At 39.0% G+C, this 24877-nt stretch carries 24 protein-coding genes and 1 pseudogene; 8 read left to right on the forward strand and 17 right to left on the reverse strand.

The window, feature by feature from the left end:
* The first annotated feature begins 402 nt into the window (after positions 1 to 402).
* The 5 genes and pseudogenes from HMPREF2750_RS07760 to HMPREF2750_RS07780 all read left to right on the forward strand — a co-directional run.
* The gene (locus HMPREF2750_RS07760; protein ID WP_083304594.1) at positions 403 to 843 is read left to right on the forward strand and encodes an HvfX family Cu-binding RiPP maturation protein; all 441 of its coding nucleotides are present in this window, start codon (positions 403 to 405) and stop codon (positions 841 to 843) included.
* A 34-nt stretch (positions 844 to 877) separates the two neighbouring features.
* Positions 878 to 1135, forward strand: a complete 258-nt coding sequence (locus tag HMPREF2750_RS07765) for an HvfA family oxazolone/thioamide-modified RiPP metallophore (RefSeq protein WP_070583295.1) — start codon at positions 878 to 880, stop codon at positions 1133 to 1135.
* A 77-nt stretch (positions 1136 to 1212) separates the two neighbouring features.
* Positions 1213 to 2133 carry an HvfB family MNIO-type RiPP peptide maturase gene (locus HMPREF2750_RS07770; RefSeq protein ID WP_009501044.1) on the forward strand — a complete coding sequence of 307 codons (921 nt, stop codon included), beginning with the start codon at positions 1213 to 1215 and terminating at the stop codon, positions 2131 to 2133.
* Complete coding sequence (locus tag HMPREF2750_RS07775) at positions 2123 to 2836, forward strand: HvfC family RiPP maturation protein (protein ID WP_049371679.1); 714 nt, start codon at positions 2123 to 2125, stop codon at positions 2834 to 2836. Before HMPREF2750_RS07770 ends, HMPREF2750_RS07775 begins: the two co-directional genes overlap by 11 nt.
* A pseudogene (locus tag HMPREF2750_RS07780) lies at positions 2821 to 3285 on the forward strand (DALR domain-containing protein); the annotation flags it as partial. The gene HMPREF2750_RS07775 and the pseudogene HMPREF2750_RS07780, both read left to right, overlap by 16 nt.
* A 62-nt stretch (positions 3286 to 3347) precedes the next feature.
* On the opposite strand, the gene HMPREF2750_RS07785 reads toward HMPREF2750_RS07780, so the two are convergent.
* Positions 3348 to 3689, reverse strand: coding sequence for a hypothetical protein (locus HMPREF2750_RS07785; protein ID WP_049370109.1), 342 nt, complete (start codon positions 3687 to 3689; stop codon positions 3348 to 3350).
* A 112-nt stretch (positions 3690 to 3801) separates the two neighbouring features.
* On the opposite strand from HMPREF2750_RS07785, the gene HMPREF2750_RS07790 reads away from it, so the two are divergent.
* Complete coding sequence (locus HMPREF2750_RS07790; RefSeq protein ID WP_070583299.1) at positions 3802 to 4350, forward strand: sigma-70 family RNA polymerase sigma factor; 549 nt, start codon at positions 3802 to 3804, stop codon at positions 4348 to 4350.
* An 11-nt stretch (positions 4351 to 4361) separates the two neighbouring features.
* Positions 4362 to 4529 carry a zf-HC2 domain-containing protein gene (locus tag HMPREF2750_RS07795; RefSeq protein ID WP_049366225.1) on the forward strand — a complete coding sequence of 56 codons (168 nt, stop codon included), beginning with the start codon at positions 4362 to 4364 and terminating at the stop codon, positions 4527 to 4529.
* Positions 4530 to 4562: 33 nt separating this feature from the next.
* On the opposite strand, the gene HMPREF2750_RS07800 is transcribed toward HMPREF2750_RS07795, so the two are convergent.
* Positions 4563 to 5123: a YtfJ family protein gene (locus HMPREF2750_RS07800; protein ID WP_070583301.1), complete on the reverse strand. Its 561-nt coding sequence runs from the start codon at positions 5121 to 5123 to the stop codon at positions 4563 to 4565.
* 111 nt (positions 5124 to 5234) lie between these two features.
* Here HMPREF2750_RS07800 and HMPREF2750_RS07805 point away from each other — a divergent pair, with 111 nt between their 5' ends.
* Positions 5235 to 5561: a zinc ribbon domain-containing protein YjdM gene (locus tag HMPREF2750_RS07805; protein ID WP_005699889.1), complete on the forward strand. Its 327-nt coding sequence runs from the start codon at positions 5235 to 5237 to the stop codon at positions 5559 to 5561.
* A 67-nt stretch (positions 5562 to 5628) separates the two neighbouring features.
* Here HMPREF2750_RS07805 and pheA read toward each other — a convergent pair whose 3' ends face one another.
* The 15 genes from pheA to HMPREF2750_RS07880 form a co-directional block, all read right to left on the reverse strand.
* On the reverse strand, positions 5629 to 6786 hold the full coding sequence (pheA, locus tag HMPREF2750_RS07810) for a prephenate dehydratase (RefSeq protein WP_070583303.1): 1158 nt from the start codon (positions 6784 to 6786) through the stop codon (positions 5629 to 5631).
* 8 nt (positions 6787 to 6794) lie between these two features.
* Complete coding sequence (ushA, locus tag HMPREF2750_RS07815) at positions 6795 to 8435, reverse strand: bifunctional UDP-sugar hydrolase/5'-nucleotidase UshA (protein ID WP_070583305.1); 1641 nt, start codon at positions 8433 to 8435, stop codon at positions 6795 to 6797.
* Between the two features lie 121 nt (positions 8436 to 8556).
* Complete coding sequence (gene lpxC / locus HMPREF2750_RS07820; RefSeq protein ID WP_049384409.1) at positions 8557 to 9474, reverse strand: UDP-3-O-acyl-N-acetylglucosamine deacetylase; 918 nt, start codon at positions 9472 to 9474, stop codon at positions 8557 to 8559.
* 41 nt (positions 9475 to 9515) lie between these two features.
* A complete protein-coding gene (gene ftsZ, locus HMPREF2750_RS07825) occupies positions 9516 to 10823 on the reverse strand; it encodes a cell division protein FtsZ (RefSeq protein WP_005696524.1) in 1308 nt (435 codons plus the stop codon).
* 86 nt (positions 10824 to 10909) lie between these two features.
* A complete protein-coding gene (gene ftsA / locus HMPREF2750_RS07830; protein WP_005697680.1) occupies positions 10910 to 12184 on the reverse strand; it encodes a cell division protein FtsA in 1275 nt (424 codons plus the stop codon).
* 28 nt (positions 12185 to 12212) lie between these two features.
* Positions 12213 to 12998 (reverse strand): cell division protein FtsQ/DivIB, encoded by a 786-nt coding sequence (locus HMPREF2750_RS07835; protein ID WP_049366217.1) that lies wholly within the window; start codon positions 12996 to 12998, stop codon positions 12213 to 12215.
* A complete protein-coding gene (locus HMPREF2750_RS07840; RefSeq protein ID WP_032822683.1) occupies positions 12998 to 13918 on the reverse strand; it encodes a D-alanine--D-alanine ligase in 921 nt (306 codons plus the stop codon). Before HMPREF2750_RS07840 ends, HMPREF2750_RS07835 begins: the two co-directional genes overlap by 1 nt.
* Before the next feature lie 58 nt (positions 13919 to 13976).
* A complete protein-coding gene (gene murC, locus HMPREF2750_RS07845) occupies positions 13977 to 15404 on the reverse strand; it encodes a UDP-N-acetylmuramate--L-alanine ligase (protein ID WP_070583307.1) in 1428 nt (475 codons plus the stop codon).
* A gap of 71 nt (positions 15405 to 15475) precedes the next feature.
* The gene (gene murG, locus HMPREF2750_RS07850) at positions 15476 to 16528 is read right to left on the reverse strand and encodes an undecaprenyldiphospho-muramoylpentapeptide beta-N-acetylglucosaminyltransferase (protein WP_049373923.1); all 1053 of its coding nucleotides are present in this window, start codon (positions 16526 to 16528) and stop codon (positions 15476 to 15478) included.
* Between the two features lie 8 nt (positions 16529 to 16536).
* Positions 16537 to 17721 (reverse strand): putative lipid II flippase FtsW, encoded by a 1185-nt coding sequence (gene ftsW / locus HMPREF2750_RS07855; protein WP_070583309.1) that lies wholly within the window; start codon positions 17719 to 17721, stop codon positions 16537 to 16539.
* Positions 17722 to 17736: 15 nt separating this feature from the next.
* Positions 17737 to 19050, reverse strand: coding sequence for a UDP-N-acetylmuramoyl-L-alanine--D-glutamate ligase (murD, locus tag HMPREF2750_RS07860; protein WP_070583311.1), 1314 nt, complete (start codon positions 19048 to 19050; stop codon positions 17737 to 17739).
* A gap of 62 nt (positions 19051 to 19112) precedes the next feature.
* The gene (mraY, locus tag HMPREF2750_RS07865; RefSeq protein WP_005696533.1) at positions 19113 to 20195 is read right to left on the reverse strand and encodes a phospho-N-acetylmuramoyl-pentapeptide-transferase; all 1083 of its coding nucleotides are present in this window, start codon (positions 20193 to 20195) and stop codon (positions 19113 to 19115) included.
* The gene (gene murF, locus HMPREF2750_RS07870; protein ID WP_070583313.1) at positions 20189 to 21559 is read right to left on the reverse strand and encodes a UDP-N-acetylmuramoyl-tripeptide--D-alanyl-D-alanine ligase; all 1371 of its coding nucleotides are present in this window, start codon (positions 21557 to 21559) and stop codon (positions 20189 to 20191) included. The genes mraY and murF overlap by 7 nt, the downstream gene beginning before the upstream one ends.
* A 5-nt stretch (positions 21560 to 21564) precedes the next feature.
* Positions 21565 to 23034: a UDP-N-acetylmuramoyl-L-alanyl-D-glutamate--2,6-diaminopimelate ligase gene (gene murE / locus HMPREF2750_RS07875; RefSeq protein ID WP_070583314.1), complete on the reverse strand. Its 1470-nt coding sequence runs from the start codon at positions 23032 to 23034 to the stop codon at positions 21565 to 21567.
* Between the two features lie 14 nt (positions 23035 to 23048).
* The gene (locus HMPREF2750_RS07880) at positions 23049 to 24869 is read right to left on the reverse strand and encodes a penicillin-binding transpeptidase domain-containing protein (RefSeq protein ID WP_070583316.1); all 1821 of its coding nucleotides are present in this window, start codon (positions 24867 to 24869) and stop codon (positions 23049 to 23051) included.
* Positions 24870 to 24877: the final 8 nt, after the last annotated feature.

The raw sequence follows: 24877 nt of genomic DNA on the forward strand, positions 1-24877 counted from the left end.
CTTTAAATATGAATGGATGCAAGAGGGCGACTATCTAACCTTGGGGCAAGCGATGGACGATGTGAGAGCTTATGTGATGTATTACAATTTTGTTCGCCCACATCGTTACAATCAAGGTTTGGCGCCTGTTTTAACAAAAAAAACCTATCGGGGACTGTTGAATTAGCTGATCACTACATTAATCAGTAAAAGATAAAAGGGCGAAGATTATTAGAATCTTTGCCCTTAATGTTATCTGCATTTTTACAAAAAATAATATTTTCAATTTTTTGAAAAAAAAGTGTAAGAAAAAAAGGCTTATCTCCGACTAATAGAATAACTAGGAAGCATTTCCTACCATAATGAACTAAATAGTTTCATAAAATAGGTAATCAATCAGAGGAAAAAATGAAAGATTGTAAGATGCAAGGTATCAGCAGCGGCGTGAGTTTATTGATTTTACGCTTTTTTCTTGCGTGGGAATTTTTAGAGGCAGGGTTAGAAAAATGGAATGGTCAAAATTGGTTTACTGAAATACAAGATCGTTTTCCTTTTCCATTTAATCTTATTCCAGCCGATATTAATTGGCACGTTGCAATGGGATCTGAATTAATTTTCCCATTCTTGCTGATATTTGGGGTGCTAACACGTTTTAGTGCATTAAGTTTAACGGTTTTAATCTCTGTCGCGTGGTATAGCATTCACGCCGATTCAGGTTATAACGTTTGTGATAATGGTTATAAATTACCCTTAATTTATGTGGTAACTTTATTAATCTTAATTACGCAGGGAGCAGGGAAACTCTCTTTAGACACGCTTATTAAGAAGGTTTATCCAACTAAAAGCTGGTTGAAATTCCTCTAACTATATATTCAATATCAAATTCTAGGAGATTTAAATGAAAAAATTATCCACTTTAGCCGCATTAGCAGGAGCATTAACGATGACAGTAGCTACTGTTGCACACGCTGAGCCAAAATCAAGCAGTATGGATAAAGCTGCAACACCTTGTGTAGGCGATAAATGTGTGAAAACAAAAGCTGCAGAAGGTAAATGTGGTGCAAACGAAACGAAAGCCGCAGAAGGTAAATGTGGTGCGAGCAAACCAAAAGCTGCAGAAGGTAAATGTGGTGAAGGTAAATGTGGCTCTAAATAATCGTATTTTAATCTAGATGCCATACATAACACTGGTGTAAATTTACACCAGTGTTGTATTAAAAGGAGTAAATAATTATGTTACAAGGTGCAGGATTAGGGTATCGTCGAGATTTAGCAGATGATTTTTTGAATTTATCATCAAATAATGCGATTCAGTTTATGGAAGTTGCTCCAGAAAATTGGGTAAAAATGGGAGGAGCTGCTCGTTATAAATTTGATCAAGCCGCTGAAAGATATCCACTTGCGGTACACGGACTATCACTTTCATTAGGCGGGCAAGCACCACTTGATCGCGAGTTATTAAAAAATACTAAAGCATTAATGACTCAATATAATTCGACATTTTTTTCTGAACATTTGAGTTATTGTGAATGTGAAGGGCATTTATATGATTTATTACCTATGCCATTTACTGAAGAAGCTGTAAAACACGTAGCACAGAGAATCCGCTATGTGCAAGATTTTTTAGGATTACAAATTTCATTAGAAAATACCTCTTATTATTTACACTCTCCCACCAGCACAATGAATGAAGTAGAATTTTTAAATGCTATTGCACAAGAAGCGGATTGTAGTATTCATTTAGATGTGAATAATATTTATGTAAATGGCATCAATCACGGTTTACTTGATCCTTATGTTTTTTTAGATCAAGTAGATGTGAAACGTGTCAATTACATTCATATAGCAGGACACGACGAAGAACATTCTGCCGCACAAGTTGTGGAGGATTTAGAAGGAGAATCATTTAATAAAATAAAAGGGGCATATCGCTATTTACCAGAGTTATTAATTGATACACACGGTGAGGCAGTAAAAGGTACTGTGTGGGATTTATTAGAATATGCCTATCAACGACTACCTGTCATTCCGCCAACATTATTAGAGCGTGATTTCAATTTCCCTCCATTTGCAGAACTTTATGCTGAAGTTGAACATATTGCACAACTACAGCAAAAATATGCTCAAAAAGAGGTAATATCCTATGCAGCCTAAACCTTCGCTTATTGAAACACAAAAAGCACTTGCCACAGCAGTTCGATTGGCTCATGCTCAACCTCTAAATGGTTATGCTCCGAATCGCCTTGCTGTTTATGCTCGTTTAGTTCGAAATAACATCTTTGGTTTTATTGACCGTTGTTTTGTTGAAGCGCCTAAACACGTTTCTGCTGAGAGTTGGTCTCAGACAAAAGAATTTTTTGTATTAAAAGGAAAATCACATTCGCCTTATTTTCAAGATATTGCTGGAGAATTTCTCTTATTTTGTCAAGAAAAAGAGAGTTTTGACGCCAATATACTGGCATTGATGGATTTTGAAAATACTCAATTACTTGCAGAAGTTTCTTTAGCAAAAGTACCTGAAAAATTTGAGTGGAATAAGTATAGCGTAATGCAGTTATCTGATGCAGCTTATTTAAAAAGCTATGAAGTCGATTTTTTATCAAGCGATTTTAAACAATTTGATGAAAACCCTATGCAAGCTGTTATATGGCGGGATAGCGATTTTAATATTCTGCAACAACGCTTATCTGAACTTGACTTTTGGCTATTAAGTTATATACAAGAACAACCTTCGTCTTTAGAAGAGGTATTATCTGCCTTAAATACAGTTGTTGAAGATAGCACTCCCTTAATTCCATTATTGGAAAACACCTGGGTGAATTGGATTAATGCTGAAGTGCTTTATCCCAAAGTATGAGTCGCCGAGGTAACTGTTGGGATAATGCTCCAATGGAGCGTTGGTTCCGCAGCTTTAAATATGAATGGATGCAAGAGGGCGACTATATAACCTTGGGGCAAGCGATGGACGATGATTTCAATACGCCGAACGCTCTTTCTGTCCTATTTGAAATGGCTCGTGAAATCAATAAATTGAAAACTGAAGATACAGAAAAAGCCAATGGTCTTGCTGCTCGTTTACGTGAATTAGCGGGTATCTTAGGTTTACTTCAACAAGATCCAGAAAAATTCTTACAAGCCGGCTCAGACGATGATGAAGTCGCAAAAATTGAAGCGCTCATCAAACAACGCAACGAAACGCGTGCTGCTAAAGATTGGGCTGCTGCAGATGCGGCTCGTAATGAACTCACTGCAATGGGAATTGTGTTAGAAGACGGCCCTAACGGCACGACGTGGCGTAAACAATAATCTCACTTTGATACAAAAACTGCGGTCAAATTGACCGCAGTTTTTCTTTTAAGAAGAAAGCATTACATTTTCGGTTTTTCCATTGTTTTTGCTTTTTTCTTCATTTCTTTTGCTTTCATTTCTTTTGTTTTCATATCATCAGATTTCATTCCTTCTGATTTCATATTATCCATTTTCATGTCGTGAGATTTCATATCATGAGATTTCATCATCCCATCAGATGCCATTTTGTCATTTTGCATTGGCATAGCGTCTTTTGTCATCGGCATGGAATCTTTTGTCATCGGCATGGAATCTTTTGCCATCGACATTTCATTAGATTTCATATCGGTCGCATAAAGACTGGTTGCGAAGAAAAGTGCAGCAATAGCAGTAAAGGTTGTTTTTGAAGTAATATTTTTCATTTTGAATCTTCCTTAATTTGTGAATAATTAGCATTGGATGGAAGGGTTTCCCCTTTCATTATCATTAGACGAATGAGAAATCTATTTCTTACACTTTTTTCAAGGAAAAAATATGAAAACTGGAATTTCCAATAAAGACTTGGCTCAAATTAGAGAGCAAATGCTGAAATTTGCCACATTACAGGTGGGCGATTCTGTATTAGCTGAAGATTTGGTGCAAGAGAGTTTTTTAAGTGCATTTAACCATCTTGAGCAATTTAAACGACAAGCGGCATTTAAAACCTGGGTCTTTGCTATCTTAAAAAATAAAATCATCGATTTTCTTCGCCAGAAAGGCAAATTTGTACTGGAAACCGAAATAGAAGATGAAGAACAAACTAATCATTTCTTTGATGAAGGGGGACACTGGAAAGCTGAACATTCTCCACTCGATCTCGAACTGAGCGAAAGTGCGGTCTATTCTGAAGAATTCTGGCTGATTTTTGAAACTTGCTTAACTTGTCTGCCTGCCAAACAAGCCAAGATTTTTATGATGAGAGAGTTTTTGGAATTATCTTCCGAAGAAATTTGCCAAGAAAATCAACTAAGCATAAGTAACTTGCACACGACACTCTATCGTGCCCGCTTACAACTTCAAAACTGCTTATCTCATAAACTTTAAGGAGTGACTTTATGAAATGTCGCCAAGCGACTCGCCTTATTTCAGATGCGCAAGAACGCTCATTAATGACTAAAGAAAAAATTGGGCTCAATTTGCATCTTGCCATCTGTACACATTGCCGTAAATTTCAACGAAATTGCGGCACATTGAGAAAATTAATGAAGGATTTCAAAGGATAAAAAAGCGGAAGACAACTTCCGCTTATTGCTATATTACTTCGCCATTAGCGCTGTTACACGTGAAATTACTTCCTTGACTTCATCATCCGTCAATTTACCTTCTTTCACAAATTGCACTTTGCCGGTTTTATCAAGCAAAATAATCACGCTGTCTTTTTCACGTAATCCCCATGCATTTTTGACCGCACTTTTATCATCTAAAATCACTTGGCTATGGGCATTTTCTTTTTTGCCTTTTTCTGCGCTACTTTTCACAAACATGCCCGTGCCCACAACAGCATCATCAGCATTAATAATGGTTGTGGTTTGATATTTAGCTTGGTTAAAATGAGCGGCTTTGATGGCTTCAATCATCGCTTGATTTTTCTCTTTTGCTGCACTTCTGCCTGCAATATGTTGAATCACTCGTACTTTGCCAGGTAATGCCGTTGAGCTCCATGATTTATACGCCACATCATTGCCATTTAAAGTGATTTCGCCCTTATCTGAAACCGTTACGTTCGCTAAAAGTTGGTTAGGTTGGATATTGTGAGCGAATGCATTAACTGAGATTAAACTGCCCATCACTGCACTCAAAAGCATAATTTTTTTCATAAATACCTCATAAATTCCGTGAAATTGCCCATTTTTTGGCGAATAGTCACTTTTTTGTTATACTCCGTGCGCATTATACTTTGCTTAAATCAGATAAAGAAGGAAAAAGAAATGGATCAAATGCCAGCTTGCCCAAAATGTAAAGGTGAATATGTTTATCACGATTCTGTGAATTTTGTTTGTCCTGATTGTGGCAATGAGTGGAATGGTAACGAAACAGTTGAAGCCGATGAAGATCAACTGATTGTTAAAGACAGCAACGGTAATTTATTAGCCGATGGCGATGATGTGCTTTTAATTAAAGATTTAAAATTAAAAGGTTCATCTGAAGTGTTGAAGAAAGGCACGAAATTCAAAAATATCCGTTTAGTTAACGGTGATCACAACGTCGATTGTGGCAAAATCATGTTGAAATCAGAGTTCTTGAAAAAAGCCTAAGAATTCCTGATAAAAAGAGCGGTCGATTTTAAAATTGTTTTAAATCGACCGCTCTTTTTTATTTTCGTTATACCTTCGCAGGCTTCACAATTTCACTTGGATAACAACCTAGCACTTTTAGATAATTACTGAATTGCTTAAGCTCTTCCAAGGCAATTTGGGTATCAGGATGATGAATATTTCCTTCAATTTCCAAATAGAACATTTCTTCCCAAGGTTTGCCATAAATAGGACGAGATTCAAGCTTGGTCATATTAATACCGTGCTTTTTAAACACAAGTAAAGCATCCACTAAAGAACCCGCTTGTTGCGATGTTGTCATCAACAATAAGGTTTTCGTGTGTATTTGCGGTGAAACTTCTCGAGCTTGTTTAGCTACCACAATAAAACGAGTAATATTGTTCTCTTGGTTAGCTATATTATGTTTTAACACATGTAAGCCGTAAAGCTTGCCACCATCTTCATTGCCTAATGCCGCAATATTTGGTTTATTCAAGCTTGCCACGAGCTGCATTGCATGAGAGCTACTTTCGCAGTACTCAATATGCACACGCTCAAGACTTTGAATAAATTGACTACACTGCTGGATCACCTGTGGATGGCTATAAAGTGTATCAATTTTGCTTAAATCATCCTGCTCATTCACTAAAACACAGTGCTTGATAGGATAAGCCAACTCGCCCACCAAAGATAAGGTGGTATGTTGAAGCAAATCATAAACTTCATTAATTGCACCAGATGTGGTGTTTTCTAAAGGCAGTACACCATAATCAGCTTCTCCGCTCTCAACTTTTTCAAAAATTTGAGCAAAGGAATCGCAACTGATTTCAGCAAATTGTTGATGGTAACGAGCCGCATAGTTACGGGCAGCCAAATTAGAGTAAGAACCACGCTTGCCTAAGAAAGCAATATGTAACGTTTCTTCTCGTTGCTCATTGAGCTTTTTCTGCAAATACACTTGCTGTGTGAGCACAGAATCTTCAATGATTTTTTGGAAGATTGATGTAATATACTGTGGTTCAAGCTGATAATTTTGACTTTCAGAAAATTGAATAAGCTCTTGCAACAGTTGCTGCTCGCGCTCTAAATCGCGCAACGCTTTTTGCGTCACTTCTTTGCTTCTTACTACATCATACGCCAGGCGATGACGCTCTGAAAGCAGCTTTAACAAGCTGCGATCAATTTGCGTAATTTGCTGACGAATTTCTGATAAATCTAATGCCATTTCATTCCTTATTTAAAGGTTACTTCATTGTGAGGGATGTATTTTTCAGCACTAATAGGTGAATTTTTCTCAAAAAATTCTTTTAAAACATCCGCATCAATAAAACCAGTGTTAACGAAAGTTGGATTTTTGGTCATAACCGGATAACCATCTCCACCTGCAGCATTATAGCTTGGTACAGAAATACGGTAAATTTTATTTAAATCCAATGGTTTGCCTTGAATTTTCACATTTTCAACTTTCTTATCTGCACGATTCACTGTCATGCTGATACCTGAGTATTGTGCATAAGCACCAGAATCCACTTCTTTCAATGCCACCACATTTAAATAATCCAATAATTCTTTACCGGTTAATTCAAAATAGCTCACAATGTTACCAAATGGATGGATTTTTAAAATGTCTTTATAAGTCACATCACCTTCTTGGATAGAATCACGAATACCACCTGAGTTCATGATGCCAATGTCTGCTTTCGCTTTTTGACGTTGTGCTTCTGCAATTAAGTGACCAAGGTTAGTTTGTTCAAAACGAATAATGGTACGATCGCCTTCTAACTTACCTTTTAGTTTACCCACTTTTTGGCTTAATAACGCATCGCCTTTATCTTGGTAAGTTTTTAAAAGTTTTTCCATTTCTGGATCTTGTGGAATCTCTTCGGCATAGTTTACATATTCTGTTTTGCCGTCTTCTTTTTTCACTTTTTTCTTCAAGTTCACTGGAATTAATTGATAATTCACTAATTTTAATTCGCCATTTTTGAACTCAAAGTCTGCACGACCAACATATTTACCCCATTCAAATGCTTGCATAATCCAAGTACCATTTTGGAAATCTGGTTTACATGGCTGAGTTGGTTGATAATCTTTAATCCATACGCCTTTATCATCCACACAAATCGGATCATGGCTGTGACCACCGATAATCATATCGAATGCGCCTTTATCTAAATTACGTGCAAGACTTACATCACCTGGCGCATTTGAACCATGTTTTGCATCATAGTAATAGCCCATATGTGTTAAAGCGATTTTTATATCCGGTTTAACTTTTTCATTTAGCTCTTTTAATGTGGCTTTTGCTACCGTTGTTGGATCTTCAAATTTCACATTGTGGAGGTATTCTGGGTTACCTAATTTTGCAGTATCTTCTGTGGTTAAACCAACCACTGCAATTTTAAGATCTTGTTTATTTAAAATCGTATAAGGTTTAACTAAGGTTTTACCTGTTTTCGTATTAATCACGTTTGCAGATAAGAATGGGAAGTTTGCCCATTTTTCTTGCATATCAAGAATTTGTAGTGGATTATCAAACTCGTGGTTACCTAATACAGTTGCCTCATAGCCCATTGCGTTCATTGCTTTAATATCAGGTTCTGCTGTTTGCATATCTGACTCAGGTACACCAGTATTAAAATCACCTGCATTTAATAAAATGAGTGAGCCACCTTTTTGCTCGACTTCAGCTTTTACGCGATTAACAATTGTTTTGTGAGCAGGAAAGCCATATTCACCTTTTGCATTCGGCCAAAAATGTCCGTGCGTATCATTCGTGTGCAATATGGTAAATTGATAGGTTTTGCCCTGTTCATATGCCATTGCAGCAGAAGTTGCTAGCACAAGAGGAAGCACGGTAAATAATTTTTTCATAATAAAAATACCTCTATTTTTGACCGCTCTTTACCTTCGCAGAAAACAAAAATAACAGAGCAAGATGGGAAATAAAAAAGCTATACTCCCGAAAGAAGTATAGCTTTTCAACAAAACATTGTTAGATGAGTACCTGCGCAGGTGCAACATAACCTTGTGGAACTTGTTTCTTATCTTCAAAGGTAACAAATTCCCACGCTTCCTGATCGGCAAGTACAGCACGGAGTAACTTATTATTTAAACCGTGACCAGACTTATAAGCTTTGAAATCACCGATGATGTTATAGCCACACATGTAAAGGTCGCCAATTGCATCAAGCATCTTGTGACGAACTAATTCATCTCTGAAACGTAATCCGTCTTCATTTAAGATACGGTAATCATCTAATACGATAGCATTATCTAGGCTACCACCCAAGGCAAGACCTTGAGATTGAAGATACTCAATATCTTTCATGAAACCAAAGGTTCTTGCACGACTGATTTGATGTACGAACGCTTGTGCAGAGAAATCCATCACATAATTACGTACATTTTTACTAATCGCTGGATGATTAAAGTCGATGGTGAAATCTAAACGGAAACCATTGTAAGGTTTAAATTCTGCCCATTTATCACCGTCTTCTACTCGTACATTTTTCTTAATACGAATAAATTTTTTCGGTGCATTTTGCTCTTCAATACCTGCGTCTAAGAGCAAGTAAATGAATGGACTTGCACTACCGTCCATGATTGGAATTTCAGGTGCATCAACTTCAATAATAATATTATCGATACCTAAACCTGCTAATGCTGCGTTTAAGTGTTCTACGGTTGAAACACGCACACCTTGTTCATTCACAAGTGCAGTACAAAGCATTGTATCGCGCACGGAATCTGCATTCGCAGGGAAAGTCACCGGCGGATTGAGATCAGTACGGCAGTAAATCACCCCAGTATTTGGCATAGCCGGACGCAACGTTAACGTTACTTTTTTGCCGCTATGTAAGCCTACACCTGTGACTTTAATGCTTTGTTTTAATGTTCTTTGTTTAATCATCTCTTTTACCTTATTGCTTCACAACAAGATTACTTCTACTCTTATTTCTCATCACGACCAAATGATGCCGGGTTAAAGAAATTAGGGTTATTTCTTAACTGTTCTAAACGACTTGGATCAAGCGGTTTATTTAAGTTACCGTATTGCGGATTTTGTTCCTGTGCTGGTTCTGGCTGTGGATTATGTCTTAATGCATCTAAACCATGTAAACCAACTGGCGGTTGTGGTTGAATCGTTTCTTGTGCTACTGGTTGTTGAACTGGCGCTTGTTGTACTGCTGCTTGAGGACGAGCAATAACAACTGGCTCAGCCGCAACAACATCACCTAAACCTGTTGCAACGATCGTGACACGAATTTCATTGCTCATTTCAGGAACTAAACTGGTACCCACAACGATAGTTGCGTCTTCTGATGCAAAGCTACCTACTGTGTCACCCACCACGTTAAATTCGTCAAAGCCGAGATCCATACCTGAGGTAATATTAACAAGAATACCTTTAGCATTAGAAAGATCGACTTTCTCTAATAAATCATTTTTAATCGCAAGACGCGCCGCTTCTTCTGCACGACCTGCACCTGGTTCACTTTGAGCTGAACCGAAACCAATCATTGCTTGGCCCATTTCCGACATAACGGTTCTTACGTCTGCAAAGTCCACGTTGATTAAACCAGGAGAGGTAATCATATCGGAGATGCCCATAACAGAGTTACGTAATACGTCATTTGCAGCAGCAAAAGCATCAATTAACGTTGCATTTTTCGGGAGAACTTTTTGGATTTGTTGGTTAGGAATAATGATCATTGAATCCACGTATTGTGAAAGATCTTTAATCCCTAATTCAGCAAATTGCATACGTTTTTTGCCTTCAAAGCTAAATGGCTTAGTAACAACAGCAACAGTTAAAATGCCTAATTCTTTTGCAACTTTAGCGACGATTGGTGCTGCACCAGTACCTGTACCACCGCCCATACCGGCAGCGATAAAGACCATGTCTGCACCTTCAAGCATTTTACGGATTTCTTCTTGGTCATCTTCAGCTGCTTTACGACCTACATTTGGGTTTGCCCCTGCACCAAGACCTTTTGTTGTTGCCCCACCGATTTGTACAGTTTGTTGAACTTGGCTTTTGCGTAATGCTTGCGCATCGGTATTCACCGCATAGAATACGATTTTACCGTGTTCTTCGCTATCAATTGCACTTTCGCCCAAGAAATTACCATTGAATTCTTGTTGCACCATGTTAGCAACCATGTGGTTAACTGCGTTACCGCCGCCTCCACCGACACCGACAACCTTAATCAGTGCACCTGTTTGCTCTTCAAAATCACCATACTCTGGGTATAACATTTGCTGTTCTCCGTTACTGCTAATACTCTGCTAGCACATTAATAAAAGTTAAATTTTTTCTATTGTAAATGAAAAAGCCAAAATGATCAAAATTCTGATTTCACTTTATTGAAAATATTTTTAAGGCCTTTCCAGAATTTTTTGCCTAATGCTTCATCACCATAGTTACTATCCACAGGATCATTATCACTATTTTGATGATGGTATTGTAATAATCCCACCACAGTTGAATATTGTGGGCGATTTACATAATCTGTTAAACCCGTAATATTTAATGGACTACCAATACGTACCTGACAACCAAATACACTTGATGCACAATCTTTTAAGTCTTCAATCTGTGCACCACCACCGGTGATAACAACACCCGCAATTAATTCAAATTTAATATGTTTGGTTTCTAAATCTGCTTTGAGCTTATCTAATTCGTCCTTAACAACGCCTAATAGTTCAATATATCTTGCTGAAGTGATTAAAGATAAATCACTTTTTGTTAACGCACGTGGTGCTCGACCACCAATACTTGCCACTTCAATTTTCTTATCACCATGTAAACGTGCCGGATATAATGCACTCGCATAATTCACTTTAATGCGCTCTGCCTCTGCACGAGAAACGGTACATGCATGAGCAATATCGTTCGTTACAATATTTCCTGCGTAAGGAATAACCTTGCTGAAACGCAATGAGCCATTGGTGTAAACCATCATATTCATGGTGCCTGCACCGAAATCAACTAAGCAAACACCAAGATCTTTTTCATCTTCAGTTAAAACAGAATGTGTTGCTGCAAAGCCGGAGAACACAACTTTATCAACTTGTAATCCGCAACGCTCAACTGCTTTCTTTAAGTTATTTTGCCAGTCTTGGTGACACGCAATTAAGTGTACGTTTGCTTTTAAACGAACACCTTGTAAGCCTAATGGATTTTTAATATTAACTTGTTTATCTACGGCATATTCTTGTGGAATGATGTGTAATAAAGAAAGACCCTCAGGTAATTTCACTGAGCTCGCTGTATGCAAAGCATCATCGATTTCATCTTGGGTTACTTCATTTTCAGAAATAGCAACAAAACCGCTCTCATTCAGGCTTTGAATATGTTCACCTGTAATCGCAAGAGTCACGCTCATAATTTGGCAATCGGCCATTGATTCAGCTGCCTCAATGGCACGTTGGATAGAATTAACAACGGCATCTAAATCAGTGATACTGCCACGATCAATCCCTTTTGATGGACAACTACCCACGCCAAGTACATTTACTACGCCATCAGGAAGCACCTCCCCAACGACAGCAACAACCTTTGATGTACCAACTTCAAGACCTACAATTACTTTCGGTTCCAACTCTTTTGCCATTTTCTTATTACACCCAATGAATTATTTTTTATTTCTCTGTCAATCCAACCGCTGCTGATGCAGATGCATAGCGCAAATCTACATAATCAATTCGTTTACCTTCAGGCACTTCAATTTGTGGATAAATCGTTACAAATCGATCTAATTTTGGTTTCCAATCTCCGCGCCCAAGTTTCAATACTATATCATTATCTAGCGTAACTTGCCACGCACCACGATCATCAATTGCCACACCTTTAACCACTAAATTTTTCGCCTTAAAATCAGCAAAAATTTGATTCCAAGCCTCTAAAACTTTCAAGCTTTGATAATCCGGACCACCTAAATAAGGTAAAGCTTTTTCTTTTAACTTATCCATCGGCAATTGGAAAACGGTTCCCTCTTTTGTAACGAACTCTGTTTTGTTCCAAATGGCGACTGGCTGATATTCTGATAACCAGATACTTAAACGATTTGGCCAAATTTTACGAACCACCGCACCTTTTACCCAAGGAATCGTTTCAAGCTGCTCTTGAATTTGCTTAACGTCTTGCCCCCAAAAACCCTTGAGTGAACCCATTTTGAGCAATACGTCTTGCACATCCGGATAAGTGGTAAATTCATTTTGGCCCACTAATGCATAGGCAGTAATTTTTCTATCACCGTCTAAGCTCTCGAGCCAACTTTGCCAGTTTGAATAAACGAAATACCCTAGCCCCGCACAAAGTAACACCAAAGCAAGTTTAATCTGCAACATAAAACGGAATTTACCTTCTCCGTTAGATGAGCGACCAAATTGCGTTGGCGGTGTATTTTTGCGCTTAATTACATTCATTACGCACTCAACTCCAAAATTTTCACGACGAGTTGTTCAAATGAAATACCGACTGTTGACGCAGATTTAGGGAACAAACTGTGACTTGTCATGCCTGGGTTTGTATTTACTTCGACTAAACGGAAATTGCCTTGTGCATCGGTCATTACATCAATACGGCTCCAGCCACGACAACCCACAACGTCATAAGCACGTTTAACTAATTTTGCTAATTCTTGCTCACGTTCAGCTGAAAGGCCCGCAGGGCAAAAATATTGGGTGTTATCTGAAATATATTTCGCATCGTAATCATAAAACTCACCTTCTGGCACAATGCGAACAGCCGGCAATACTTCGCCACCTAAAACAGGCACAGTTAGTTCATCACCCGCTAACCATTCTTCAATCAAAATGGTGTTATCAAATTTAAGTGCGTAATCGACCGCACTTTTTAATTCTTCGACTGCTTTTACTTTTGTTAAACCCACACTTGAACCTTCAAGAGATGGCTTAACCATCAGAGGTAAACCTAATTTTTCGACCACAGCTTGTGGGTTTAGTTCGTGAGCGTTTTCTTTGGTCACGATCTCCATATCGGCAACAGGTAAACCAAAGGCTTTCCATAACATTTTAGTGCGCATTTTATCCATGGTTAACGCGGAAGCCATCACGCCACAACCAGTATAAGGCAAACCGATTTGTTCTAATAAACCTTGCATAGTGCCATCTTCACCACCGCGGCCATGTAAAATGTTAAAAACACGATCAAAACCATCTGCTTTTAAATTCGCGACATTATATTCTTTAGGATCGATACCGTGAGCATTATAACCTTGGCTTACTAAGGCGTTTAACACAGCTGCACCAGAATTAAGAGACACTTCACGTTCAGCTGATGTGCCGCCTAACAACACGGCAATTTTTTCTTGTTTTAAATTCATTGTTTTATCCTGTTTTCTTTTTATTTTTCATTAAAAGTGCGGTTATTTTTCGATGTATTTATGCTTTCCAACGCTCTGCTAAACCACGAGAAATTTTGCTTACACTTCCCGCACCTTGGGCAAGAATTAAATCGCCATCTTGAATAATTTGATCTAACACATCACCGAGTTGTTCCGTATCTGAAACTAAAATTGGATCAACTTTTCCTAGATTACGAATAGAACGACAAAGTGCTTTACTATCTGCACCAACGATTGGCGTTTCCCCTGCCGCATAAACATCTAACATAATCAATGCATCCACTTGGGATAATACCTGCACGAAATCATCAAATAAATCGCGAGTACGTGAATAACGGTGTGGTTGGAAAATCATCACAATACGTTTATCTCCCCAGCCTTCACGTGCTGCTTTGATTGTCACGCCAACTTCTGTTGGGTGATGACCATAATCATCCACTAAGCGTACTTTACCATTTGGACGAATAAACTCGCCTAATTGGTCGAAACGTCTGCCCGCACCTTGGAAATCAGCAAGCGCTTCTAAAATTGCTTCATTGCCAATGCCTTCTTCTTTTGCTACTGCAAGTGCTGCGGTTGCGTTTAACGCATTGTGTTTACCCGGTACATTTAATAATACATTAATACGTTCACCACTTGGACAAACTACGGTGTAATGACCTTGGAAACCGGTTTGTTCATAATCTTCGATACGATAATCAGCATGTTCACTGAAGCCATAGGTTAATACTTGGCGACCAACTTGAGGAACAAGTTCCATTAATACCGCATCATCTGCGCACATCACCGCTAAACCGTAGAACGGTAAGTTATGTAAGAATTTTACATAGGTGGCTTTCATTTTCTCAAAGTCACCTTCATAGGTATCCATATGATCCGGTTCAATATTGGTCACAACAGAAACCATCGGCTGTAAGTGTAAGAAAGAGGCATCACTTTCATCTGCTTCAGCGATTAAATAACGACTTGCACCTAAATGCGCATTTTTACCGGCTGATTTAACTAAACCACCATTAACGAAAGTTGGATCCAGTTTCGCTTGAGTATAAATCATCGAAATCATAGCTGTAGTAGTGGTTTTACCATGGGTACCTGCTACCGCAATACCATGACGGAAACGCATAATTTCAGCCAACATTTGTGCTCGCTGAATCACTGGAATACGATTTTGTTTTGCGGCGATTAATTCAGGGTTATCTTCATGGATCGCACTTGATACAACTACTACACTTGCCCCTTGCACATTTTCCGCTTGGTGACCAATGAAAATTTTTGCGCCTGCTTGAGCAAGACGCTGAGTCACAACACCATCTGCAATATCGGAACCAGAGATATCATAACCTTCATTTAATAAAATTTCGGCAATTCCACTCATACCAGCACCACCGATACCAATGAAATGAATTTGTTGAACCCGACGCATCTCAGGGATAATCTTTCTAATTTCGTCCGAAATATGTTTCATATTATTTCACCTTTACTTTTAACCGCACTTTTAGATCAAGGGTTTATTTACTCCCCTTAACTTCTCTGTTCTTATTTCGCATTCTCTACGATGACATCAGCTACACGTTTAGCCGCTAATGGTGCTGACATTTCTTTTGCTTTAATCGCCATCGCTAACAAGGTTTCACGATCTATTTTTTCTAAGAAATCAACTAACACATTCGCATTTAATTCATTTTGTTGAACAATTTTTGCTGCACCGACATCGGCAAGATATTTTGCATTTAAATATTGTTGTTGATCTTTATGCTGGAATGGTACGAAAATTGCTGGAGTCCCCACTGCAGCTAATTCACATACTGTTAAGGCACCAGAACGACAAATCACCACATCCGCCCAGGCATAGGCTTCTGCCATATCATCAATAAATTCTGTAATTTTGACCGAACCGGCGTGTTCACCATAAAGTGCGGTCACACTTTCAACAGAACCTTTACCCACTTGATGACGTACTTCTAATTTATCTGCCAAACGCGCAACCACTTGTGGAATCGTTTGATTGAGCACGCGAGCACCTTGGCTCCCCCCCACGACAAGCACTCTCAGTTTTCCACTTCTTTCTGAAAAACGCGCTTGTGGTGATGGCATTTCAAATAAATCTTGGCGAACCGGGTTTCCTACCACTTCGGCATCTTTGAATGCCGTTGGGAAAGCTTGTAAAACTCGGGTTGCAATTTTTGCTAACCATTCATTGGTTAAGCCCGCTACGGCATTTTGTTCATGTAAAATAACCGGCACACCACAAAGTTTTGCAGCGATGCCACCTGGGCCAGATACATAACCGCCCATACCTAATACCGCATTAGGTTGATATTCTTGAATAATTTTACGAGCTTGCAATACCGCTCTTAAAATAGCAAAAGGGGCACCAAGTAATGCTTTAATGCCTTTACCACGTAACCCTGAAATTTGAATAAAACGAATTGGAATACCATGTTTTGGTACAAGTTGTGCTTCCATTCGATCTTTTGTGCCTAACCAGCAAATTTCCCAACCTTCTTTTTGTAAAGTTTGAGCAACAGCGATGGCGGGGAAAACATGTCCACCCGTACCGCCCGCCATAACTAATAATTTTTTACTCATAAATATCCCTAATCATCTCTCAAACGTGCTTGACCACCACGTTGTAATCTATTTTCATGGTCAATACGCAATAAAATCCCTACGGTTGCCGACATAATAATGATACTTGAACCGCCGTAACTCACTAACGGGAAAGTTAAACCTTTTGTCGGTAACATCCCTAATGCCATACCGAGATTGACAAACCCTTGGAAGAAAATCCAGAAACTAATACCCAAAGCAAAAAAACCACGGAAACGCTGTTCTAACATGAGTGATTCACGTCCGATTTTCATCGCGCGGAAAATCAATAAACCCAAGAGAATGACAACAACAAAAATACCAATAAAACCGAATTCTTCACCAATAATCGCCATGATAAAGTCAGTATGTGCTTCAGGAAGATAATCGAGTTTTTGAATAGAGTTACCGAGCCCTTCCCCACTAATTTCACCACGACCAAACGCCATCAATGAATTCGTTAACTGGAATCCTGTTCCGTAAGGATCTTTAAACGGCTCTAAGAAACCGGTAAACCGTTTTAAACGATAAGAGGCAGAGAGAACCAGCCATACAAAGAGAAGTATGCCTGTACCAATTAGCAAAATAAATTGCCAAAAATTCGCACCGACAATAAAAAGCATGCCAAAGGTAATAACGAAAAGTACAACGGTACTCCCTAAGTCAGGCTGAGCTAGTAAGAATATCCCTAATACGCCCATCACAATGAAAGGCTTAGCTGCACTGAATTTTTTACCACGTACTTCATCATAACGACGCGTAAAATAGCTCGCGAGGAAACAGGTTAACGCTAACTTCGCAAACTCCGCAGGCTGGAAATTTAAAATCCCTAAAGAAATCCAACGTTTAGCACCATTAACAGAAGTCCCAATACCAAGAACCAGTATGAGTAAAACAATAGCTAATAAGAAAACTTTTGCGTGCCACTTTTCCCATTGGGAAGAAGAAATTTGGAGAGTTAAATAGCAAGTTGCTAAAGAAAGCAAGACATAAACGGCATCACGTTTAGCAAAATAGAATGTATCATTAAATACACGTGCACTGTAAGGCATCGAAGCAGAAGTTACTGCTACCAAACCAATCAGCAATAGCACGACAAAAAGCCAAAACAATGCGCGATCGTAAAGTAATCCTTGCGGCGTCACTCTCGCCCATTGCTCATAATTTTGTTTAATTTTATTGATAAATTCCATTACTACCCTAATTCTTTAAGCTAATTTTGCTAAACGAGTAAACTCTTCGCCACGTTTTTCAAAAGAGGCAAATTGATCCAAACTTGCACAAGCAGGAGATAATAACACCATATCACCTGATTTTAAACGTGGTCGTAAAAATGAAATGGCTTGTTCCATGGTTTCAAACAAATGGCTTTGACTTGAAAGTGCTGCAAGTTGTTTACCATCACGACCAAAACAATATGTTGAAATATGAGGTTGATTGATTAAATCAGCGAGTTCAGAAAAATCTGCGCCTTTACCATCACCACCTAATAAAAGATGTAATGTTCCTTCAACATATAAACCAGCCAATGCCGCAACGGTACTGCCGACATTAGTCGCTTTAGAATCATTGATCCAACGAACACCATTCGCTTGATGGGCCAATTGGAAACGATGATCTAGGCCTTTAAATTGACGAAGTGCGGTTCGAATTGCCTCTAAATTTATGCCTACAGCTTGTGCTAATGCTGTTGCGGCTAAAATATTCATGTAATTATGACGACCAACTAAAGTGGCTTCACTACAAGGTAAAATCACTTCTTCTTTCGCCATTAAGTACTGTTTACCGTTTTCGGTTTTTAGCCAGTAATCCGCTTGATTTTCAGCAAAAGACACCACTTTCTTAGCTTGATTTTCACCTTCGCCAAAAGTGAGTTTGTCTTCTAAATTCACCACCGCAGTTTCTGCATTGTGGTAAATGCGTAATTTGGCTTGGTGATAATCTTCTAAATCCACATAGCGATCCATGTGATCTTCAGTCACATTAAGTACCGTCGCTGCAGCCGCTTTCAAACTATAAGTGGTTTCAAGTTGGAAACTGGAAAGTTCTAATACATAAAGATCGCAATCTTCATTTAATAATGACAACGCAGGGATGCCAATGTTTCCACCCATACCCACTTTTATTCCCGCCACTTTTGCCATTTCATAGACTAATGTTGTTACAGTGCTTTTACCGTTAGAGCCTGTAATCCCGACAATTGGCTTGGTGGCAGCTCGACAGAATAATTCGATATCCCCAATCACTTCCACACCCGCTGAAAGTGCGGTCTGAATTTCAGGTGTTTTTACCGCGAGTCCTGGGCTAATGACAATAATATCGCTTTCAAGTAACCATTGTTGATTTAGGCTACCTGTATGTAAGGGAACATTTTTAGGTAATTTATCCGCACCTGCTGGATGTTGGCGAGTATCAATTACACGAATGTTAGCTTGTTGAGATTGAAGATATTCAACGCAAGAAAGGCCTGTTTTCCCAAGGCCTATAATGGTGATAGTTTTATTTTGATATAGAGTTGTCATGTTGTTTTTCTTCTCTCGTATTCTGGGATCACGCAGGGTGCAACAAGTGCACCCTACAAAAATTATCTTAGTTTGAGCGTTACAAGCCCCATCAACACCAACATCAAGGAAATAATCCAAAACCGAATAATCACTCTTGGTTCTGGCCAACCTTTTAATTCAAAGTGATGATGAATCGGCGCCATTCTAAAAATACGTTGTTTTCTTAATTTATAAGAACCCACTTGTAAAATCACGGACAAGGCTTCAACAACAAATACACCGCCCATAATCACTAATAAGAACTCTTGACGAACAAGGATAGCAACGACACCAAGTGCGCCACCTAGTGCAAGAGAGCCGACATCGCCCATAAAGACTTGAGCTGGATAAGTATTAAACCATAAGAATCCTAAGCCTGCGCCTACGATTGCGGTACAGAACACCACCACTTCAGAACTATATTTGATATAAGGGATATGTAAGTATTCTGCGAAATTAACGTTACCGGTCGCCCATGCGATTAAAGCAAATGCACCAGCCACTAACGCTGTTGGCATAATTGCAAGACCATCTAAACCGTCGGTTAAGTTTACCGCATTCCCTGTGCCCACAATCACAAAGTAAGACAACACAATATAGAATAAACCTAATTGTGGCATGATATCTTTAAAGAATGGAATGACTAAACGAGTTGCATCGGTATCATGACCTAACCAATACAACCAAATGATCGCCACTAATGCCACAACAGACATCCAGAAATATTTCCAACGCGCAATTAAACCGTCTGTATTTTTACGCGTGATTTTACGGAAATCATCCACAAAGCCAATTGCACCATAGCCAAATAACACAAATAAACAAATCCAAACATAAGGATTCGTTAAGTTAGCCCATAATAACGTACTTACACCGATGGAGAATAAAATCATCACACCGCCCATGGTTGGCGTACCTTTTTTCGCAAAGTGACTTTCAGGACCGTCATTACGCACTTCTTGACCAAATTTTAAGATTTGAAGGCGTTTGATCACTTTCGGACCAATCCATAAAGAAATGAAAAGTGCGGTCAATAATGCCAAAATCGCACGTACGGTAATATAGGAAATGGCATTGAATGCCGTTTCATAACGAACTAAATATTCAGCAAGCCAAACTAACATAAGCTATCCTTTAATGAATAAATCGTCTCTTCCATTTTCATTGAGCGCGAGCCTTTCGCTAATACGACGACTTTTTGGTTTTCTTGTAATTTCTGTTTAATAATATCTAACGCATAAGCTGTCAATTCAGCTTTATCTTTAAAATGTTTTCCCAAAACAGCCTCAGAAATGACCGCACTTTCTGTTCCATAAGAAAGTACCAAATCTAATTTAGCTTGTTTTGCGTGCTCGCCCACTTGTTGATGACATTTTAGGCTATCCTCACCTAATTCTTTCATATCACCCACAAGTAGAATACGGAAAGCATCATAACCTTTTAAAACATCAATCGCGGCTTGTAAAGAATCCACATTCGCATTGTAGGTATCATCTAATAACAGCAGATTTTCATTCACTTGAATCGGGAATAAGCGTCCTTTTACTTGAGAACGGTGTTCAAGACCCGCTTTAACATCAGCAAGACTTGCGCCCACATTCATAGCAAGAGCCGTTGCTGCCAACGCATTTTTTACATTATGCTCACCTAAATAAGGCAAATTAATCTCAATGCCACCTTTTGGGGAAACTAACATAAACGTTGAGCCATTAGGTGAATGTTCTACGTTTTCAGCTTTGTAATCGCCACCATTAAAATATTGAATGGCATGAGAGCCAATTTCTTTTTGCCACAATTCAATATAATTATGTTCGCTGTTAATAATGGCCATACCATTTGGGGTTAAACCGCGATAGATTTCACCTTTCGCACGCGCTACACCCTCAATTGAGCCAAAACCTTCTAAATGTGCGGCTGCCACGTTATTAACTAATGCAGCTTCTGGCTGCGCAAGATGCGTGGTGTAATCAATTTCACCTTGATGATTTGCACCTAATTCAATAACAGCAAATTTATGTTGTTCGGTTAAGCGTAATAACGTTAATGGCACGCCAATATCGTTGTTGAAATTACCATTCGTGAATAACACGGCTTCAGGGTTGCCTGCTGTTTGTTGCAAAATCGATGCAGTCATCTCTTTCACTGTGGTTTTACCTGATGAACCAGTCATCGCTACGGTACGAGGATTAATTTTTTCACGTAACCATTTTGCTAATTGACCAAGGGCTAAACGCGTATCTGAAACAACTAATTGTGGTGTTGAAATGTTAGTGTTAACTTTTTGCACAACTAAGGCTGTCGCACCTTGCTCAACGGCTTTATCTAAGTATTGATGCGCATCAAAATGCTCACCTTTTAATGCAAAGAAAAGCGAGTTAAATACCGCTTTGCGCGTATCTGTATTGATATTTTCAACAACGGCCTGCCCATCACCAATAAGATTGGCATTTAAAATTTGGGCAAGCTGTTGGGTAGTAAGTTTAATCATTATGTTTATTTTTTCGTTAAATAGGCTTCAGCCACTTCTTGATCGGAGAAATGAAGTGTTTTATCCCCAATGATCTGATAGTTTTCATGGCCTTTACCGGCAATCACGATCACGTCATCTTCAACGGCGTTCTCAATGGTAAATTTAATGGCTTCTTCACGATCTGGAATTACACCAACATCTTCCATACGGCTAAATCCCGTAAGGATATCTGCTTCAATTTTATTTGGGTCTTCTGTACGTGGATTATCTTGGGTTACGATCACTAAATCTGCAAACTGTTCAGCAGCTTTTGCCATCAGCGGACGCTTGCCCGCATCACGATCACCGCCACAACCAAAGATACACCAAAGGTTACCTTTGCAATGTTCACGGGCTGCATTTAAGGCTTTCTCTAATGCATCCGGAGTATGTGCATAATCAACGATAACGGTCGGTTTTCCTGCTTTTTTAATTAATTCCATTCTTCCATTTACTCCCTTTAACTGTGAAACCGTATGGATAAGATCATCGAAAGAATAACCTAAAGCCAATAAAACAGCCGAGGCTAACAACAGATTACTCACGTTAAAAGCGCCAATTAATGGGCTATGTAATGTGCCATTTCCCCAACTTGATGCAACATCAATGACTGCACCTTCATGAGTAAAACGAATTTGCGTAGCATAAAGCCATTGTTTAGATGTTGGATGGAAATCTGGGTGACAGCTGACTGCGATACCATTTGGTAATTCACTTAACCATGCGGCTCCAATTGGATCGTCAGCATTAAGAATTTGTAATTCGGGCGCTAAATCAATGAAAAAGCGTTTTTTAGCTTCTGCATACTTTTCCATAGTCTCGTGATAATCCAAGTGATCACGACTTAAATTGGTAAAAATGGCGGCTTTAAATTTAAGGGCTTCAACACGGTGTTGAACTAAACCATGTGAAGACACTTCGATAGAAGCAAAATCTGCCCCATTCTCTACAAAATCAGCAAGGTTTTCTTGAACTTCAACGGCTGAGCCTGTGGTATTTTTTGCTTCTTTGACTTGACCTAATAAACCATTGCCAATGGTGCCCATGACAGCAACTTTATGTCCTAATAAGCTTGCCCATTGAGCTAATAATTGAGAAACGGTGGTTTTACCGTTTGTTCCAGTTACACCAACTAAAGTCAGTTTTTCGGAAGGATGTTCATAGAATTTACCAGCCAATGCAGAAAGATTGGTAGATAAATGATAGTAATGAATCACAGGCACATTATTTTGCCATTGGATGCTTAAATGCTCGTTTTCTAAATCTGTTTCTAAAACGACCGCACTTGCACCAGAAGAGATGGCTTGAGGAACAAATTGACTCGCATCAAAACGATGCCCTTTTACTGCCACAAATAGATCTCCTTGAGTCACTTTGCGGCTATCTAACACCATTGCCTTCACATTAATGTCTGAAAGCACCGGAAGATCAAAAAGTGCGGTCAATTTTTTCATTGTTTTGCCTTTTCTTAATTCATTTTTTCAAATTTTTGATCGCTTAAGCGAACGGTACGTCTTGCTGTTTTTTCTGTTGGTTCTGCATCTGGTGCAATACCATTAGCACGTAAGGTATAACCCATAATGCTAGAGAACACCGGTGCAGATACCGCACCACCATAGTACTGCCCTGCTTTCGGATCGTTAATCAAAATAACTAATGCATAACGTGGATCACTAATTGGTGCAATACCCGCTGTAAATGCCACATATTTCTTAACATAGTGACCATTTTCAATTTTACGCGCTGTACCTGTTTTCGCACCAACACGATAACCTTCAACCATCGCACGTTTATTTTTGATCGCGACTTTTTCTAACATACCCACGACGTCTTTCGTAATTTTCTCAGAGAATACACGTTGACCAATGACTGGCGGATCTACTTTAGTAATAGAAAGTGGGCGATAAATCCCGAAGCTACCTAAAGTAGCATAGGCACGCGCAATTTGTAATGGTGTTGAAGTAATACCATAACCGTAAGCAACAGTTGCACGTTCGATATCTGCCCAACGTTTACGGTTTGCATTTAATACGCCACGCTGCTCACCGATTAAGCCTAACTCAGTATCTTTACCTAAACCTGCATTTTGGTAAGTTTCCATTAATGCCGAAGGTGGCATACGTAAAGCAAGACGGCTCACACCACGGTTACTGGAGTTAATCAAAATTTCATCTAATGTTTGTTGTGGACGAGGTGCTACGTCAACAATTTCTTTACCACTTACTGTAAATGAACCTGTATTAATCACTTCATCACGTCTCACCGCACCGCGTTGAAGTGCGGTCAAAACAACGAAAGGTTTTACGGTTGAACCAGGTTCAAATGTATCCGTAATCGCACGGTTACGTTTTAACTCATCTTTTACATTGTTTAGATTATTCGGATTGTAAGAAGGCGCAGTTGCCATAGCTAATACTTCACCCGTACGTACATCCACCAATACGGCTGTGCCTGATTCTGCTTTGTTCTCTGTTACCGCTTTTTTGATTTCACGATACACCATGGATTGTAACTTTTCATCAATACTTAAGGTGACATCTTGTGCATCGTATTTTTTCTCATCAGCAATATGTTCAACCACATTACCACGTTTGTCTTTACGAACAACACGCGCACCGTCTTTACCCACTAACATTGAATTGAAGCTTGCCTCAACCCCTTCAATCCCTTTACCATCAATGTTAGTAAAGCCAATTAATTGAGCCGCCTCTTCTACACGAGGATAAAAACGACGTGGTTCTGTCTCTAATGAGATACCTTTAATTTTGAGTTCACGGATATAATTCGCTTTGCTCGCTTCTACTTGACGTGCTAAATACAAGAAGCCTGATTTTGCATTTTTCTCAATTTTTTTCACCAACTCGGCTGGTGTCATATTTAATTCGTTAGCAAGGGCTTTAATACGTTCTTTATCATCTAATGCATTTTCTTTTAGCATTAAACGCGGTTCAGCCACGATTGCACTCATCGGTACACTCACCGATAACAATTGACCGTTACGATCTAAAATTGAGCCGCGAACAGAGAGGACATCATCTTTACGTAGTGAACGTTTGTCCGCTTCACCAGAAAGGGTTTCAGAATTAACAGATTGCACATAAGCAGCACGAGCCACTAATGCGCCTAAGCCTAAGAAAATAAAACTTGTCGCGATGAGATAACGACCACGAAGGAAGCATTTCTCAAACACCATCTTCGGTTTATTTGGTTTTACTGACGCAGGTTGAGCCAATTTTCTAATTGTTTTCTTTGGCTTTCCTGGTTTCTTAGAGGAATTAAATCTAACCATTTTATTCA

This window comes from Haemophilus sp. HMSC066D02, assembly GCF_001810545.1.
Lineage (GTDB): Bacteria > Pseudomonadota > Gammaproteobacteria > Enterobacterales > Pasteurellaceae > Haemophilus_D.